The sequence below is a fragment of the Methylobacterium gossipiicola genome (genome assembly GCF_900113485.1).
GTDB classification, from domain to species: Bacteria; Pseudomonadota; Alphaproteobacteria; order Rhizobiales; family Beijerinckiaceae; genus Methylobacterium; species Methylobacterium gossipiicola.
In genome coordinates this window covers 299,881-316,645 of record NZ_FOPM01000001.1, presented here as the reverse complement: position 1 = coordinate 316,645, position 16,765 = coordinate 299,881, and the positions used below count along the sequence as shown (strand labels likewise).

Below are 16,765 nucleotides of genomic sequence, written 5' to 3'. Positions count from 1 at the left end.
CTTATCACGCCGGCGACCGATCGGTGCGCTTCCCCTCGCTCCGTTTGCGAGGCGAGGGGCGCGCGACCATTCTGGGGGCCTCGCGGTCCAGCGAATGCGGGGATGAGCTTCACGCCCCGTGGGACATCGCTCCCTCCGGCGCCTCGTCCCGCGCGCCAACGAGGCGGCCGAGCCAGCGGCCGAGGGTGCGCTCCAGGCTGTCCACGAGGAGGAACACCGCCGGCACGAACACCAGGGACAGCAGGGTCGACACGATGAGGCCGGCGATCACCGCCACGGCCATGGGGGCCCGGAACTCGCCGCCGACGCCGAGCGCCAGGGCCGAGGGCACCATGCCGGCCGCCATGGCCAGGGTCGTCATCACGATGGGCCGCGCGCGCTTTCGCCCCGCATCGACGATGGCGGTGACACGGTCGACGCCCCGCGCCATTTCCTCGACGGCGAAATCCACCAGCATGATGGCGTTCTTGGTCACCAACCCCATGAGCATGAGGATGCCGATCACCACCGGCATCGAGATCGGCATGTTGAGGACGAGCAGGCCGAGGATGGCGCCGCCGATGGACAGCGGCAGGGAGAACAGGATGGTGAGGGGCTGCAGGAACGAGCCGAACAGCAGCACCAGCACGGCGTAGACCATCATGATTCCGGCCCCCATGGCCATGAGGAAGCCGGAAAACACCTCGCCCATGATCTCGGCGTCGCCCGTCTGCCGGATGGTGACGCCGGGCGGCAGGCTCTTTGCGGTCGGGGTGTCGAGGGCCTGGGCGATGAGGGAGCCCAGGGCGTCCGAGCCCTCCATGTTGGCCTCGACGGCGACGCGGACCACGCGGTCGTAACGGTCGATGGCGCCCGGCCCCTGGCCGAGTTCGATGTCGGCCACGGCCGCGAGCGGCACGGCGGTGTTGTTCTTGGCCGGCACCTTGAGGGTTTCAAGACGCGCGACGGTGCCGCGCGCGCTCTCCGGGAGCTGCACCCGGATCGGCACCTGCCGGTCGGCGGCGTTGAACTTCGCCAGATTCAGGCCGATGTCCCCGATGGTGCCGACTCGCACCGTCTCGGCGATGGCGTCCGTCGAGACGCCGAGATCGGCCGCCGCGCCCTCCTTCGGGCGGATGCGGACCTCCGTGCGGTTGAGGGGCGCCGTCGACATCACCGAGACGAGGTGGGGAATCGCCGCCATGTCGCGCTGGAGGCGGGCGGCGATCTCCGTGACGACCTCGGTGTCGGGGCCGCCGACCACGAGGGCGAGATCCCGCTGGCCGGAATCGCGCAGGGTCCAGGCGCGGATATCCGGCTCCTCGGCGAGAAGCGCGGAAATCTCCGTCTCCAGGGCGGCCTGCTTCTTCGTGCGGGTGTTCTTCGGGGTCAGATTGACCGTGAGGGTGGCGAGCCGGGTCTCCTTCTTGCCGCCCACCTGCCGGCCGCCATCGACGAACACGGAGGTCACCTCCGGCAATGCCCGGATGCGTTCCGCCACCCGGTCGGTGGTGGCGATGGTGTCGGCGAGCCGCGCCCCGGGGGCGAGTTCGACCATGAACAGGGTCCGGGCCATGTCCTGCTTCGGCAGGAAGCCCGAGGGCAGCAGACCCGTCGAGGCGAGGGAGGCGGCGAACAGGGCGAGCCCCGCGATGAGCGTGATGACGCGGTGGCGCACGGACCAGCCGACGAGGCGCCCGTAGGCGCGCATCACCCAGCCGTCGCGGGCTTCCGCGTGGCCGTGCTCGCGCAGGAAGTAGGCGGCGAGCATCGGGGTGATGAGGCGGGCCACCAGCAGCGACATGAACACCGACACCGCGATGGTGAGGCCGAACTGCATGAAGTAGCGCCCGGCGATACCGCCCATGAACGAGACGGGAGCGAACACCGCGATGAGGGTGGCGGTGATGGCGATGACCGCCAGGCCGATCTCGTCGGCACCCTCGAGGGCCGCGCGGTAGGCCGACTTCCCCATCCGCATGTGCCGGACGATGTTCTCGATCTCCACGATGGCGTCGTCGACGAGGATGCCCGTCACCAGGGTGATGGCCAGCAGGGAGATGCCGTTGAGGGTGAACCCCATGGCGTCCATGGCCCAGAAGGTCGGGAACACCGACAGCGGCAGGGCGACGGCCGCGATCACCGTCGCGCGCCAGTCGCGCAGGAACAGCAGCACCACGATGACGGCGAGCACCGCGCCCTCGATGAGGGTGTGCATGGCCGAATCGTAGGACCCGAGGGTGGCCGAGACCGAGGAATCGATCAGTTCGAACCGTAGATCGGGATAGGTGGTGCCGAACGTGGCGATGGTCTTCTCCACGGCCGCCGCCACCTCGGCGTCGCTGGCCCCGGCCCCGCGCGACACCGTGAAGGCCACCACGGGGGCGCCGTTGAAGCGCGCGAAGGTGCGGGGCTCCTCGATGGAATCCTCGATCGCCGCAAGGTCGTCGAGGCGGACCTTGCGGCCCCCCGGCAGGACGATGGAGGTGGCCTTGAGGTCGTGCACGGAGCGCGAGGCGGCGAGCGTGCGGATCGACTGCTCGCGCCCGCCGACCTCGCCGCGCCCGCCCGCCATGTCGGCGGAGGTGACGCGCAGCTGCCGGTTCACATCGGCGGCCGTGATGCCGAGCGCCAGCAGCCGGTCGGGCTGGAGCACCACCCGCAACTCGCGGGCGACGCCGCCGACGCGCTCGACGCCGCCCACCCCCTTCACCCCCTGGAGGGTGCGGGCGATCTTGTCCTCCACGAGCCAGGACAATTCGGCCGGCGTCATGGCCGGCGCGGTGACGCCGTAGACGAGGATCGGCAGGCCGGCGATCTCGACCCGGCTGATCACCGGCTCGTCGATGGTGCGGGGCAGGTTGATGCGGATCTTCGAGACGGCGTCCTTCACGTCGTTCACGGCCCGGTCGGTGTTCACCTCCAGGCGGAACTCGACGGTGGTGACGGACGACCCCTCGGTGATGGCCGAGGTGACGTGCTTGACCCCGCGCACCCCGGCGATGGAATCCTCCACCCACTTCGTCACCTGGGTCTGCAATTCCGACGGCGCCGCCCCCGCTTGCGTGATCGCCACCGACACGATGGGCACGTCGATGTTCGGCATCCGCGTCACCGCGAGTCCGCGAAAGCTCACGAGCCCCAGCACGATGAGCACGAGGAACAGGACCAGCGGCCCCATGGGCTTGCGGATGGCGTAAGCCGAAACGTTCAGGCGCATCGGTGCGGATCCGTGTTCGCTTCGCGAAGGGTCGGGTTCGAAGGGCTCAGCCCTTCGCGGGTCCAGGCGGGAATCCTGAGAAACTGGCCCTGGGGCGATGTCGGGCTCTGGCCGGCACCCGCCAAAGGGATGATCCCTTTGGATACCCGGATTCAGGGTGCGCCGGCTTCGGCGGTGGCGAGGGGCGCCATGGGGGTCGGCGGCGTGAGCGTCACCGGCCGCACCCGGTCGCCGTCGCGCAGGAACGAGCCGGCGCGGGCCACCACACGCTCGCCGGCCTCCAAGCCCTGGCGGATCTCGATATCGTCGTCGTCGGACAGACCGGTTTTGACGGTGCGGGCCTCGACCCGGTCGCCCGAAACCACCAGGACGGTGCTGCGCCGGTCGGCCCCGTAGAGCACGGAAGCCTGGGGCACGGTGACATCGCGGGTGCGGGCGAGTTCGATGCCGCCGCGCGCGAAGGTGCCGATGCGCAGGCGCGGATCGGGATCGAGGCGCACCCGGACCTTGCCGAGGCGGCTCGTCCTGTCGACCTCCGGGTAGATGGCCCGAACCTGGCCCATGATCCGCGCGCCATCGCCGAGTACGATCCAGGCAGGCTTGCCCTCGCGCAGGCGCGGCAGCTTCGTCTCGATGACTTCGCCCTCGAGTTCGATCTCGCCCCGGGCGATGAGGCGGAACAGGGGTTCGGCGGCCCCAGAGGCCGCCATGCCGACACGGGCCGTGCGACGACTGACGATGCCCGCCTCCGGCGCGCGGATCTCCGTGCGGGCGAGGCGCAGGTCGAGTTCGTCACGCACGGCCTTGGCCTGGGCGAGTTCGGCCTTGGCGATGTCGAGGCCGTTGCGGGCGAAGGCGAGTTTGCCCTCCGCCTGTCGCAGCATCGAGGTGCGGTTCTCGAGGATCGCCGCCGTGGCGTTGCCGGTCTGGAGCAATTGCCGCGAGCGATCGTAGGCGAGGCGCGCCTCCGTCTCGGCGGCGGCGGCCTGCTCGATGCTGCTCTCGGCCTGCGGTACCACCGCGGCCGCCTTCGCCACGATGGCCGTCTGCTGCGCGATCTGCCGGTCGATGAGGTCGCGCGACAGGCGGGCCAGGATCTGCCCGCGTTCGACCCGCATGCCCTCCTCGACGAGCACCTCGGTGATGCGGGTGCCGTCGATCTCGGGCGTCACCAGGATCTCGTCGCGGGGCACCAGGGTGCCGGTCACCGTCACGGTCTCGACGATCTCGCGGCGCTGCGCCTCCACCACGGAGACGGCGGGCAGGCGGGGGGAGACCACGGGCGGCGCCTCGGCCAGGGCCGGGGCGGACAGAGCCACGAGCAGGGCGCCGAGGCGGAGCGGGATCATCGGGTTGGCTCCACGGTCGGGAGGCGGCCGGCGAGACCGGCCTCAATGGCGGCGCGGAGGGTCGCGACGGCGGCCGGCGTGTCGAAATCCGCCACGAGGGCACGGCCGACGAGGAGGCCCTTCATCAGGGGATCGAGGACGGCGTAGACCGCCGCCGGGTCGCAAGCCGGGTCGGTGGAGAGGGCCGCGATGGTGTCGACGATCCACGCCTTCGCTTCGGCCTCCGTGCGCTCGGTCATGGCCGCGATGGCGGGGTTGCGGGTCGCCTCCGACCAGATGTCGAGGCGCAACACCGCCGCCTCGCGGGTGATGGCGGTGAAATACTGGGTGATGACCCCGAGGAAGGCCGCGCGCCGGTCGCCCTGGCGCTCCAGGCTCTCGACCAGCAGGGCGCCGCGTCCGCGCTCGCGCTCGGCCCAGCCGAGGATGAGCGCCTCCTTCGATTCGAAGTAGCGGTAGAAATTGCCCGGGCTCATGGCCGCTTCACGGGCCAGATCCTGCATGGTGGTGCGGTGGAAGCCGTTGCGCACGAAGCAGGCTTCCGCCGCGTCGAGGATGTGCTCCCGCCGTGCCGCCTGACCGGCGCGGGCGTCGACGACGGTGCCGAGGGCCGTGCTCGCGGACGCCGCGCTCACGAGGCGTCGCCGGCCGACGGAATGACCGCGCAGGCGCGCGGTTGCAGCTCGAGGTCGGCACAGACCCGCGCCTGCCAGCTGTCCGGTCCGGCCCCGGTCCAGCCGACGAGGGCGAGCCATCCGAAGGCGAGAACCCCGAGGGCCGCGAGATTGGCCGGCGTGCAGAGCGCCCGGAACGTCGCCGTCAGACGCCGCGCGAGCTGGGGCTCGGGCGAGGTCCCGTCGAAGTCTGCCCAGTGGTTCCGATGGGGGAGGACCATCACACGCTCCTGCTCGTCCCTCCCGCATAATGAACGTTCATTCTCACGTCAATGAACGTTCATTCTCAAGCTGTGGAGCGCATCGGCGCGGCACCGTCGAAGTCCGGCGGCCCCCCTGCCCCGCGTCAGCGATCCTCAAGCCCGCCATCGCGGATCTGGGACAGGAGAAAGGCCGCGGCGCGGTGCCAAGCCTCGTCCGTATCGCCGCGAAAATTGAGATCGCGGGAGAACAGGTCGCGCCCGGTGCGGGCATCCACGACACGGGCCCAGAGTTGCAGGATCAGGGTACTGCTCTTGTGCACGACTCCGATGAAGATCACGTCGGCTCCCCGAGCCCGAGCGGCCTTCAGCAGGCAGGCGCCGTCTTCCGAGGGGCACGCCCGCCGAAGCAGATCGGCCGGGAGGCGTGTCGCCCGATACAGTCCCGCCCGGGTCAGGTCGGTCGCGAGGCCATCGGCCAGGCGAACCAGACGCTCGGCATGCTGCGCGGCCTGATCGGTCGGTTCGCCGGACGTATCGAGAAGCTTGATCGGTAGGACGACGAGGGCCTCCACCGCGTGGGCGGGTGCGACGCCGAGCGTCGCGAAGAGAAGCGCAGTCGCTCCGAGTCCGGCGAGGCGGTTGCGAACCTTGCTTCGGGTCGTGGGCTTGCCCAACGCCCGCGCGCGGAGCAGATTCGAGACGCGCATCGAGAGGCCTCCGTCAGGCAGCCATGGCGGCTTGCGCCGCGAAAATCGCCTTGAATTCGGGGATGCCGAAGGTTGCGACGATCGCGTGGTCCGCGTCCAAGAGTTCGTAGACCGGTCCGTCGATGTCGCGGTTCGTGAAATACACGATCACGTCCTGGTCGCCGCCGCCCTCGGTGTGGGGTTCGCCCCCCGCTTCTCCCGCGACGTAGCTGCCGACGGGGCGGATCTCCCGCAAGGTCCCGTCGGGGCGATAGATCCTCAGTTCGCCTTGCAGGACGAGGGTGCGATAGGCTGCGCCGTGCCGGTGTAGGGCGATCCGTTCGTTCGCGGCGAACTTGAACAGCAGATCGACGATCCGCGCCGTCTCATCGACCTCGAGGATGAAATAGGCGGCATGATCGAAGCCATCGATGGTTTGCCATGCGATGGTCCGGTCGTCGAAGGCGAGCGTTGCCATGGTGTGCTCCAGCGAGTTCGGCCGATTTCGGACAAGGGCGCCTGCTGCGCCTCGCCTCCGCGGGACGTCAGGCCCATCGGCATCACCAGAGCTATCCGGCCTCGGCGATCGATTCTTGCCATTTGGTGCCAGGGCTTCGATCCTCCCGGCGGGGGATGCCGATGCCGCGATACGGTCTGACCAAAGCCCGCACGATGGGGGCGATCGCCGAGGCGATCAGGAGCGCCGGCGGTTCGTCGAAGCGGGTGTTCGGCCGCGCCGGGATACCGCTCACGCTCCTCGATACGCCCGATCGTTTGATCCTGCTGCGGGATCAGGTCGGGCTGGTCCAGGCGGCCATTCGCGAAATCGGTGATCCGGCGCTGCCGGCGCGGCTCTCGACGGGGTTCGGGATTGCCGGTCTCGGCCCCATCGGCCTCCAGGTCCGGAGTGCCGGCACGCTCGGCGAAGCGTTGTCCAGGGTCGAGGCCGTCACCCCGATCCTGCTGCAGACGGCGACCTGGACAGGCCTGCGTCGGCAGGGCGCGAAAGTCCTCTACGGATACGGCATCGTCGAGCGGATCGAGGTCGGTCGTCAGGCGAACGAGATCCTGGCGCTGGGCTATCTTCTCGGCACCGTACGCCACTTCCTCGGCCCGGCATGGCGGCCGGACCACGCCATCGTGACGGGCGCGACCCTGGCGGGCCGATCCGATATCGAACGTCTGCTCGGCGCAGAGATCGCCTTCGGCCCGCAGGCCGGCTTGGTCTTCTCACCGGGCCTGCTCGGTGCGTCCAATCCGAACCGGTATAACCCGGGCGATCCAGGCGTCGGAGTGAACGAACCCATCGACGACGATCTGACGACTTGCGTCGCTCATCTTATCGATCTCGGCCTCGACGAGAAGCGCCCCACCCTCGATGGCATCGCCCACCGCCTCGGCCTCTCCCGCCGGACCTTGCAGCGTCGCCTCGACGAAGCCGGAACCCGCTATGCCGACATTCAGCAGCGTGTCATGGCCGGGCGGGCCCAGTCCCTGCTGTCCGGAAGCCTCTCCATCGGCCGGATCGCCCAAGACCTCGGCTACGCCGATGCCTCGCACTTCACGCGGGCATTCCTGGAATGGACCGGCGTGACGCCGAGCCAATGGCGTCGGAAGGTCGAGCCTCAGGACAGCGACGGGAGGTTGCCGTCAGATCGATGACCCGACCGACGGTGAAGATGCGAAACGCCGGCGGCCGATTGGTGCGAGCATCGCCGAGGGCGTCAATCCTTCAAGGGATCGTGCCCCCAGTTCATCAGGGAATAGCGCCACGGTGAGTCCTTCACGGCGTCCTTGTCGTCGGGGCCACCCTGTTTGAGGTGGCGCTTCACGTAAGACACCACCTTGCGCATGTGGGCGTAGTCGTCCTCGGTCAGATCCGCCTTCTTGGTGTGGAGCAGTTCGACGATGCGGCGCCCGGACGCATGGCCCGTGGATTCGCCCTTTCCGCCGGATTTCTGGCCCACCTCCTGACTCTCGTCCGTGTCGAGGAACTTCTCCAGGGCGGAGGCGGTCATGTTGACGGCGTCCTTGAACGCCTTCCACGTCGCTTCGTCGTCGTGCTCGGCCACCGTGTCGCTCCCACTCGAATCTTCGCTGCCGGGGTCAAGCGAGGGCGCCGCGCGCGGTTCCACGCCGTCCATCTGCCTTGACTCGGTTGCGGCGTTCTCCATAAAGAACGCGTGTTCGTTTAAGCGGAACCATTGGGCTCCCCCCTTCCGCCGGCCTGGGGCTCGGCGTTAGACGGATCGGGTGCGGCCCCCGGCCCGAGGAGGATTCCATGACCGACCGCCTGCCCGGCTTCAACACCCTGGCGATCCATGCGGGCGCCGCCCCCGATGCGGCGACGGGCGCACGGGCGACGCCGATCTACCAGACGGCCTCGTTCGTGTTCGACGATGTCGATCACGCCGCTTCGCTGTTCGGGCTCCAAGCCTTCGGCAACATCTATTCACGGATCACGAACCCGACCAACGCCGTGCTGGAGGAGCGCATCGCGGCCCTCGAAGGCGGGACAGCGGCGGTGGCCGTGGCCTCGGGGCACGCCGCCGAGTTCCTGACCATGAACGCCCTGCTGCAGCCGGGCGACGAGTTCGTCGCGGCGAACAAGCTCTACGGCGGCTCGATCAACCAATTCAACCACGCCTACAAGAATTTCGGCTGGAACGTCGTCTGGGCCGACACCGATGATCCGGCCTCGTTCGAGCGGGCCATCACCCCGCGCACCCGGGCGATCTTCTGCGAATCCATCGCCAATCCCGGCGGCGTCGTCACCGACATCGCCGCGCTCTCGGCCATCGCCAAGCGGCACAACATCCCGCTGGTCGTCGACAACACCATGGCGACGCCGTACCTCATCCGGCCCTTCGAGCACGGCGCCGACATCGTGGTGCATTCCGCGACGAAGTTCCTCGGGGGCCACGGAAATTCCATCGGCGGCCTCGTGGTCGATGGCGGCACCTTCACTTGGGCCGGCGACGACCGTTATCCGGCCCTGTCGAAGCCCCGGCCGGAATATGCCGGGATGGTGCTATCCGAGACCTTCGGGAATTTTGCCTTCGCCATCGCCATCCGGGTGCTGGGGCTGCGCGACCTCGGCCCGGCCTTGGCGCCATTCAACGCCTTCCTCATCCTCAACGGCATCGAGACCCTGCCGCTGCGGATGCAGCGCCACTGCGACAACGCGCTGGCCATCGCCACCCACCTGTCGACGCATCCGGCCGTCGCCTGGGTCAGCTATCCGGGCCTGGAGAGCGACCGCTACCATGCCCTCGCCCGGCGCTACTCGCCGAACGGAGCCGGCGCCGTATTCACGGTCGGCCTCAAGGGTGGCTACGACGCCGGCGTCAAACTGGTGTCGAATCTGCAGCTGTTCTCGCATCTGGCCAATATCGGCGACACCCGCTCCCTCGTGATCCACCCGGCCTCGACCACCCATCGTCAGCTCACCGATCCGCAGAAGATCACCGCCGGGGCCGGCCCCGAAGTGGTGCGCCTTTCCATCGGCCTCGAGGATCCGGCCGACCTCATCGAAGACCTCGACGCGGCCCTGTCGGCATGATCGTGGCGGGCCGGAGCGTTCCCCGTCCCAGGCGCCCGTGCGCCGGCGCGGAGGGTCATCCCCGCGCCGGTGAAACGATCCCGGTCCGGCGCCCGTTGTTGACGGCGCGGAGGACGGGGAATAGGCCCCGGCCTTTCCTCGCGTGAGATCGTCCGGTTGCCGATGACGCACTCCCCAGACCTCCCCGTCGTGCTGCTCGTGGAAGACGACGGCCTGCTCCTGATGGAGGCGGCCGACACCCTGGCGGATGCGGGCTTCACGGTCCTGGAAGCGCCACATGCCGACAAGGCCCTGACGGTGCTGGAGAATCGCGACGACGTAGGCGTCCTGATGACCGATGTCGACATGCCGCGCGGCTCCATGGACGGGTTCGCCCTGGCCCGTCTCGTCGCCCATCGCTGGCCCGCGATCCCCGTCCTCGTCGTCTCCGGAATGGGCACCCCCGGCCCGAACGACATGCCGGAGGGCGCCCGCTTCATCCCCAAGCCCTACGAACCCTCGACCCTCGTGCGGACCCTGCGCGCCTTCGTGCACCGCGCCGCCTGACCCCCAGCCGAGAAGGCCCCATGGCCACCGAGACCAGACCCCAGCGCTTCGCCACCGCCGCCATCCATGCCGGCGCCGCCCCCGATCCCGCCACCGGCGCGCGAGCGCAGCCGATCTATTTCACCAACGGCTTCGTCTTCGAATCGACGGAGCAGGCGGCCGACATCTTCGCCATGCGGCGCACGGGCTTCTCGTACTCGCGCGGCTCGAACCCGACGGTGGCCGCCCTCGAGCGCCGCGTCGCCGCCCTCGAAGGCGCGGCCTCCGCCGTGGCGGTCTCGTCCGGGCAGTCCGCCCTCCTCCTCATTCTCATGACGCTGATGAAGAGCGGCGACGCCTACGTCGTGTCACCGCGCCTGTTCGGTGGTTCGCTCGGCCTCATCAACCGCCTCGACGGCCGCTACGACATGAAGGCACAATTCGCCAAGGGCCTCGACCCGGCGGATTTCGAAGCGGCGATCACGCCCCGGACGAAGGCCATCGTCTGCGAATCCATCGTCAACCCCTGCGCCACCGTCATGGACATCGCGGGCATCGCCGAGGTGGCGCGGCGCCACAAGCTGCCGCTCATCGTCGACAACACCCTCGCGTCCCCGGCGTTGATCCGGCCCATCGAGCACGGCGCCGATATCGTCATGCACTCGACGTCGAAGTTTCTCGGCGGCTCCGGCCAGACCATCGGCGGGGTGATCTGCGACGCCGGCCGGTTCGACTGGGCGGCGCAGCCCGACCGCTATAACCTCGTCGCTGAACCGTGGGAGGATTACGACGGCCTCGTCGTCACCGAGCGGTTCCCGGACTTCAGCTTCGCCGTGGCCTGTCGCCTGTTCGGCCTGCGTGAGCTCGGCCCCGGCCTCTCACCCATGAACGCCTTCCTGACGCTCACGGGAATCGAGACGCTGCCCCTGCGCATGGCGCGCCACTGCGCCAACGCCAAGGCGGTGGCCGGCTTCCTGCGGGATCATCCGGCCGTCGAATGGGTCAGCTATCCCGCCCTGCCCGGCCAAGCGGGAGAGGCCCTGGCCACGCGATACGTGCCGGAGGGACCGGGTTCGATCTTCACCTTCGCGCTCAAGGGCGGCGAGGCGGCGGCGAAGCGCTTCATCATGAGCCTCAAGCTCATCTCGCATCTGGTCAATATCGGCGAGATCAAGTCCCTGGCGATCCATCCGGCGACGACGACGCACCGGCAACTGCTTCCGCACGAGAAGGCCGCCGCCCTCGTCGGCCCCGAGACCGTGCGACTCTCCATTGGGCTGGAGAACGCCGAGGATCTCATCGCCGATATCGAACAGGCTCTCGCACAGGCGGAATGATCCGGCGTCCGCTCGAACGAAGCGGTCGCTCAATCGACAAGCTCGCGCGGCCCTTTCGAACAACCGCGCGCTGCCATTCTGAAGGCGCCGACCGGCGTTCGCATCATGCCCGCCTCCACGGAGGCTCCTGATGCGAAGGCTCACCCGAACGCCAGGACGTCTCCGGCTTCGAAGCGCTCGAGAAGGTGCGGGACGCATTCGCCCCGCACCGGCTTGCCGTAGAGGTAGCCCTGGGCGAGACCGCACCCCTTCATCAGTAGAAAACGAGCCTGTGCCTCTGTCTCGACCCCCTCGGCGGTGACATCGAGGCCCAGGCTTTGCCCGAGTTGCAGGACTGCGGCAACGATGGCCGCGTCGTCGGGATCGCGTTCGAGATCCTGCACGAAGCTGCGGTCGATCTTGATCTCGTCCACGGGGAATTGCTTCAGGTGAGTGAGGGAGGCGTAACCCGTTCCGAAATCGTCGAGGGCGATACGGATGCCCGCCGCGTGAAGGGCGTCGAGGATCGGTCCGACCCGATTGCCATTCCCAGCAAGCAGCACGGTCTCGGTTACCTCAATCCCGATGCGATCGCATGTGAGCCCGACGAACGCGATGTCCGCCAGCAGCACGCTGGCGAGGTCGTTTTGCGCGAACTGCGCCGAGGATAGATTCAGGAACACCCGCCCCGGATGAAGGTCAAGCTCGATCCAACGGGCGACATCCGCGAAGATTTGCCGGCGGAGCGTCTGCCCCACTTCGATGCCGATCTCGGGATCGTCGAACACGGTGGCGAAGTCGGAAGGCATCAGGAGGCCCCGGCTCGGATGCTGCCAACGCGCCAGGGCCTCAAAGCCCATGATCTGCCCCGTCGCAAGGTCGACCTTCGGCTGGTAATGGGGAAAAAGTTCACCGGTCTGAAGGGCCGATCGCATCTCCCGCGTGACGGTGACCCGATCCTCGATGACGGCGCGCAGCCCCGGCTCAAAAACGTTCGCCCGGTTCCGGCCCGCGGCCTTGGCGGCGTAAAGGGCGAGATCCGCATTGGTGAACAGATCGGCCGCATTGTCGGCATGTGCGGGATAGGCGGCGATGCCAAGGCTGCCGCGCGGCGCGACGATGCGGCCCCGAATTGCGATGGGTGGGCGCAGGGTGGCGAGAATCCGTTCGCTCAGGGCGACGAGGTCGCGGTCTTTGCCCTCTGGGCCTGACGGGCTCCGGGCGATGACGACGAACTCGTCGCCCCCCAGCCGTGCGACGAGGTCATCCGGTTCGATCACCTCGCTGAGGCGGCGTCCGACTTCCTTGAGGAGGATGTCACCGGCATCGTGCCCCAGAGTGTCGTTGACCTCCTTGAAGGCGTCGAGGTCGATGAGGATCAGCCCGACCGCATCGCCATCGCGCGCCTGCGCCAGGGCCTCGTCGAGACTCGCCTGGAACAGGGCCCTGTTGGCGAGGCCCGTGAGAACATCGTGGTTCGCCGCGATCCGGATGCGCTCCTCCATCGCTTTCCGGCTGGTGATATCCACCAGGCTGGAAACGGTGCAGGGCACCCCATCGGCCTGCACCGCCTCGATGGACAGCAGGATGTCGCGACGGGAGCCATCCTGAACCGTGATGGCGATTTCCTGATCACGGGCCGAGCCGTGCGTGTCCAGAATCCCCTGAAGGCGACGCCGCTCGGCCAACGGAACCATCTCACGGGTGTTGTACCGCGCGATACTGCCACCGTCCGGGATCCGGAAAAACTTCATTCCGGCGTCGTTGATGCTCACGAACTGCCCGTCCGATTGCCGCGACACCACGATCGGTACGGGCACGGCCCGGAACATGGTCTCGTACAGCTTCCGGCTCTCGGCGAGTTCGGCGTTGGCGCGCCCCGCTGCCCGGGCCGCAGTCCATTCGAGACGCCGCAACCGGTTCCAGCGCATCACGAACAGAAGGATCGGCGCGTTCGACATGCAGGTCGACATCACGACCCCGAGGGCCGTGTCGGGAATCGGCGTCGGTAGGAGGTACCCGCAGAGCAGAGCGAAGGTGCAGAAGGCCCCCGAGAGTACCGTCCAGCGGAAGCTCGTTGGGACGGCGAGCATGTAGAGCGCCGGCAGCATCAGGAGCACGAACAGGGCGATGTTCGAGCGCGTGGTGCACAGATATCCCACCCCGATGGCGCTGATGGCCTGCCAGATCACCATCACCCGCTGGAGCGACGGGAAGTTTTTGCGTGTGCGAATGGCCCAGACGGCCACGAACGAGGCGACGATCACCATGAGCCGCGCGCCGATGGCCGGCAGGAAATGGGAGGTGCCGTAGAACCGGGCATCGCTGAACAGAAATAGACTGTTCATGATGACCGAGAAGATCAGGATCAGCCGGACATGCCGGATTGTTTCCGGCAGGCGATCCGCCTGGAAGAGGGCTTCCTGATCCCGGTCGACGAATTCGCCGCCGATCGGGTGTAGACGGTTGCTCGACATCGTCCTCACACCCTCGCATTGAAACGTGGCTGAGAGCTTAAGGCCGTGGCGAGGCGACGCGGGAGCGGCGCCCGTGGAGAGCTTTCAAGGCGCCGCGCAGGGTTCGCACGTCTTGTTCCGTCATCGCCATGCGATGCAACATGTCGCGCATGTTGCGGGCGATGATTTCGCGTTTCTCCGGTGGATAGAACCCGGCTTCCGCCAAGCTCTCCTCGAGGGTCCCCACGAGGGAAGCCATGGCCTCGCGGGTCGCGGGCGGAGACAGCATCTCTCCGGAGAAGGGCAACTGCGCCAGACCCGCCGCCCGGCGCCACTCGTAGCCGACGAGCAGCACCCCCTGTGCGAGGTTGAGGGACGGAAAGTCCGGCGAGACCGGGAACGTCACGATGGCATCGGCCAGCGACACCTCATCGTTGCTGAGGCCCGCTCGCTCGCGCCCGAACAGAATGCCGACCCGCTGCCCCGTCCGGGTGGCGACGTCGCGCATGGCCTCGTCGGGGCCGGTCACACGCTTCATCTGCCCGCGCTCGCGCGCCGTCGTCGCCAGGACGTAGTTGAGATCTGCGATGGCTTGCCCGACGGTCGCGTACACGACCGCGCCGTCGAGGACATGGGTGGCGCCCGACGCCGCCTCGCGCACGCCTTTCTTCGGCCAGCCATTCTTCGGGGCGACGAGGCGAAGCTCGGACAGCCCGAAATTGGCCATGGCGCGAGCAACCATGCCGATGTTCTCGGCCAGCTGCGGCTCGACGAGGATGACGACGGGCGCGGACGACATCGGCGTTAGATCTTCCCGTCGAGGCCCATCTGATAGTATTTGTGCATGATCTTGTCTTGATTCTCCAGGAGCCAGTCGATGGACGGCTCGTTGGTCATCGCCTTGCGGATGGCCTCGGTCATGCCCCTGCGCTGGATGTCGAAGAGGGCCTTGTGGTCCACCGTATCGGCCTCGATCACGCCGGGGCTGAGCCAGACCGAGCAGATGATGCCGAGATCGTTGGCCTTCTCCTTGGGAATGTATCCGGCCCGCACGGCGTCGAGGACGCCGTTGGCGATGGCGAACTGCACCGTGCCCATGAGGATCGAGGTATACTTCGATTCGGTGACGCTGACCTTGGACACGCACAGGGTCACGGGGCGGACCATGATGTCGGTGTTCAGGAGCGCGAAGACCCGGCTGTGACCGACCACCTGATCGCCCGTGAGGGTGGCGAGCGCCGTGCCGACGGGACCGTCGAGTTCGCCGATGATCACCTCGGGCTCAGACGCGGTGTTGGGCGGGCCGCCCGCCACCAGGGCTTCGCCGGCCCGAAGAATGATGCGCTCGCTCATGGGGGTTCTCCGTCTTCATCCTGAGAGATGACGGCAGCGGAATCCCTCCTCGCGCCGCGAATGTCCAGCCCCGGAGCGCGTCTGACAGATCCCCTCCCCTGTCACGGCACCAGGGGCGTCCGCCGTCTTTCGTCGTCGGAACGCTCGCGCTATGACCCTGCCCGCGGCCGCACGGCATTTGCATGGGGCCCCCCGGATTCTTGAGGAAGGCCTTAGACGCGATGGATAAGATCAAGGTAGCCAAGCCCGTCGTCGAACTCGACGGCGACGAGATGACCCGGATCATCTGGAGCGAGATCAAGACCAAGCTCATCCACCCCTACCTCGACATCGACCTCGACTATTATGACCTCGGCGTCGAGCATCGCGATGCCACGAATGATCAGGTCACCGTCGCGGCGGCCGAGGCGATCAGGCGCCACGGCGTCGGCGTGAAATGCGCCACCATCACCCCCGACGAACAGCGGGTGAAGGAATTCAACCTCAAGGAGATGTGGAAGTCGCCCAACGGCACGATCCGCAACATCCTCGGCGGCGTGATCTTCCGCGAGCCTATCATCTGCAAGAACGTGCCCCGCCTCGTGCCGGGCTGGACCCAGCCCATCGTGGTCGGCCGCCACGCCTACGGTGACCAGTACAAGGCCACGGACTTCAAGGTGCCGGGTAAGGGCCGCCTGACCATCAAGTTCGAGGGCGACGACGGCACGGTCATCGAGAAGGAAGTCTTCAAGTTCCCGGACGCCGGCGTCGCCCAGGCGATGTACAATCTCGACGAATCGATCCGCGACTTCGCCCGCGCATCGATGAATTACGGCCTGAACCGCAAGTACCCTGTCTACCTCTCGACCAAGAACACCATTCTGAAAGCCTATGACGGCCGGTTCAAGGACCTGTTCGAGGAGGTCTTCCAGAACGAGTTCAAGGCGAAGTTCGATGCCGCCGGCATCACGTACGAGCACCGCCTCATCGACGACATGGTGGCCTCGGCCCTCAAATGGTCGGGCGGTTACGTCTGGGCGTGCAAGAACTATGACGGCGACGTGCAGTCGGACACCGTGGCACAGGGCTTCGGGTCGCTCGGCCTCATGACCTCTGTGCTCCTCACCCCCGACGGCCAGACCGTCGAGGCCGAGGCCGCCCATGGTACGGTGACCCGCCATTATCGCGAGCACCAGAAGGGCAAGGAAACCTCCACGAACTCCATCGCGTCGATCTTTGCCTGGAGCCGCGGCCTCGCCCACCGGGCCAAGCTCGACGACAACGCCGCCTTGGCGAAGTTCGCCTCGACGCTCGAGACCGTGTGCATCGACACCGTTGAGGCCGGCTTCATGACCAAGGATCTGGCGCTCCTCGTCGGCCCGGACCAGCGCTGGCTCTCGACCACCGGCTTCCTCGACAAGGTCGATCAGAACCTCAAGGCCGCCATGGCCTGAGAAACGGCG

Annotated in this window: 15 protein-coding genes; 5 read left to right on the top strand and 10 right to left on the bottom strand. The window is 67.8% G+C overall.

Annotated features, from left to right (window positions below):
- Positions 1 to 109 precede the first annotated feature (109 nt).
- The 6 genes from BM249_RS01350 to BM249_RS01325 form a co-directional block, all read right to left on the bottom strand.
- Complete coding sequence (locus BM249_RS01350) at positions 110 to 3,199, bottom strand: efflux RND transporter permease subunit (RefSeq protein ID WP_091968164.1); 3,090 nt, start codon at positions 3,197 to 3,199, stop codon at positions 110 to 112.
- A 152-nt stretch (positions 3,200 to 3,351) separates the two neighbouring features.
- Positions 3,352 to 4,548, bottom strand: coding sequence for an efflux RND transporter periplasmic adaptor subunit (locus BM249_RS01345; protein WP_091968162.1), 1,197 nt, complete (start codon positions 4,546 to 4,548; stop codon positions 3,352 to 3,354).
- Positions 4,545 to 5,183 carry a TetR/AcrR family transcriptional regulator gene (locus tag BM249_RS01340; protein WP_091968159.1) on the bottom strand — a complete coding sequence of 213 codons (639 nt, stop codon included), beginning with the start codon at positions 5,181 to 5,183 and terminating at the stop codon, positions 4,545 to 4,547. Before BM249_RS01340 ends, BM249_RS01345 begins: the two co-directional genes overlap by 4 nt.
- Positions 5,180 to 5,443 carry a hypothetical protein gene (locus BM249_RS01335; protein WP_244528521.1) on the bottom strand — a complete coding sequence of 88 codons (264 nt, stop codon included), beginning with the start codon at positions 5,441 to 5,443 and terminating at the stop codon, positions 5,180 to 5,182. The genes BM249_RS01340 and BM249_RS01335 overlap by 4 nt, the downstream gene beginning before the upstream one ends.
- A 125-nt stretch (positions 5,444 to 5,568) precedes the next feature.
- Positions 5,569 to 6,132 carry a DUF2380 domain-containing protein gene (locus tag BM249_RS01330; protein ID WP_091968156.1) on the bottom strand — a complete coding sequence of 188 codons (564 nt, stop codon included), beginning with the start codon at positions 6,130 to 6,132 and terminating at the stop codon, positions 5,569 to 5,571.
- 13 nt (positions 6,133 to 6,145) lie between these two features.
- A complete protein-coding gene (locus BM249_RS01325) occupies positions 6,146 to 6,589 on the bottom strand; it encodes a cupin domain-containing protein (protein WP_091968153.1) in 444 nt (147 codons plus the stop codon).
- 161 nt (positions 6,590 to 6,750) lie between these two features.
- On the opposite strand from BM249_RS01325, the gene BM249_RS01320 reads away from it, so the two are divergent.
- Entirely contained in the window at positions 6,751 to 7,773 is a 1,023-nt protein-coding gene (locus BM249_RS01320; protein ID WP_244528520.1) for an AraC family transcriptional regulator, read from the top strand.
- 62 nt (positions 7,774 to 7,835) lie between these two features.
- Here the strand turns inward: BM249_RS01320 and BM249_RS01315 are convergent, their stop codons facing one another.
- Positions 7,836 to 8,183, bottom strand: a complete 348-nt coding sequence (locus BM249_RS01315) for a DUF3140 domain-containing protein (protein ID WP_244528519.1) — start codon at positions 8,181 to 8,183, stop codon at positions 7,836 to 7,838.
- Positions 8,184 to 8,392: 209 nt separating this feature from the next.
- Here BM249_RS01315 and BM249_RS01310 point away from each other — a divergent pair, with 209 nt between their 5' ends.
- From BM249_RS01310 to BM249_RS01300, 3 genes are all read left to right on the top strand, one after another.
- A complete protein-coding gene (locus BM249_RS01310; RefSeq protein ID WP_091968146.1) occupies positions 8,393 to 9,673 on the top strand; it encodes an O-acetylhomoserine aminocarboxypropyltransferase in 1,281 nt (426 codons plus the stop codon).
- A 162-nt stretch (positions 9,674 to 9,835) separates the two neighbouring features.
- On the top strand, positions 9,836 to 10,219 hold the full coding sequence (locus BM249_RS01305) for a response regulator (RefSeq protein WP_091968144.1): 384 nt from the start codon (positions 9,836 to 9,838) through the stop codon (positions 10,217 to 10,219).
- 20 nt (positions 10,220 to 10,239) lie between these two features.
- Positions 10,240 to 11,535, top strand: coding sequence for an O-acetylhomoserine aminocarboxypropyltransferase/cysteine synthase family protein (locus tag BM249_RS01300; protein ID WP_091968142.1), 1,296 nt, complete (start codon positions 10,240 to 10,242; stop codon positions 11,533 to 11,535).
- Positions 11,536 to 11,675: 140 nt separating this feature from the next.
- Here the strand turns inward: BM249_RS01300 and BM249_RS01295 are convergent, their stop codons facing one another.
- Genes BM249_RS01295 through BM249_RS01285 form a run of 3 tightly spaced genes read right to left on the bottom strand, consistent with a single transcriptional unit; the run spans position 11,676 to position 15,323 of the window.
- Positions 11,676 to 13,991, bottom strand: a complete 2,316-nt coding sequence (locus tag BM249_RS01295) for a putative bifunctional diguanylate cyclase/phosphodiesterase (RefSeq protein WP_091968140.1) — start codon at positions 13,989 to 13,991, stop codon at positions 11,676 to 11,678.
- Between the two features lie 37 nt (positions 13,992 to 14,028).
- Positions 14,029 to 14,769 carry an RNA methyltransferase gene (locus BM249_RS01290; protein WP_091968138.1) on the bottom strand — a complete coding sequence of 247 codons (741 nt, stop codon included), beginning with the start codon at positions 14,767 to 14,769 and terminating at the stop codon, positions 14,029 to 14,031.
- A 5-nt stretch (positions 14,770 to 14,774) separates the two neighbouring features.
- The gene (locus tag BM249_RS01285; RefSeq protein WP_091968136.1) at positions 14,775 to 15,323 is read right to left on the bottom strand and encodes a formaldehyde-activating enzyme; all 549 of its coding nucleotides are present in this window, start codon (positions 15,321 to 15,323) and stop codon (positions 14,775 to 14,777) included.
- Between the two features lie 221 nt (positions 15,324 to 15,544).
- Between BM249_RS01285 and BM249_RS01280 the strand changes: the two genes are divergently transcribed.
- Positions 15,545 to 16,756: an NADP-dependent isocitrate dehydrogenase gene (locus BM249_RS01280; RefSeq protein WP_091968133.1), complete on the top strand. Its 1,212-nt coding sequence runs from the start codon at positions 15,545 to 15,547 to the stop codon at positions 16,754 to 16,756.
- The last annotated feature ends 9 nt before the right edge of the window (positions 16,757 to 16,765 follow it).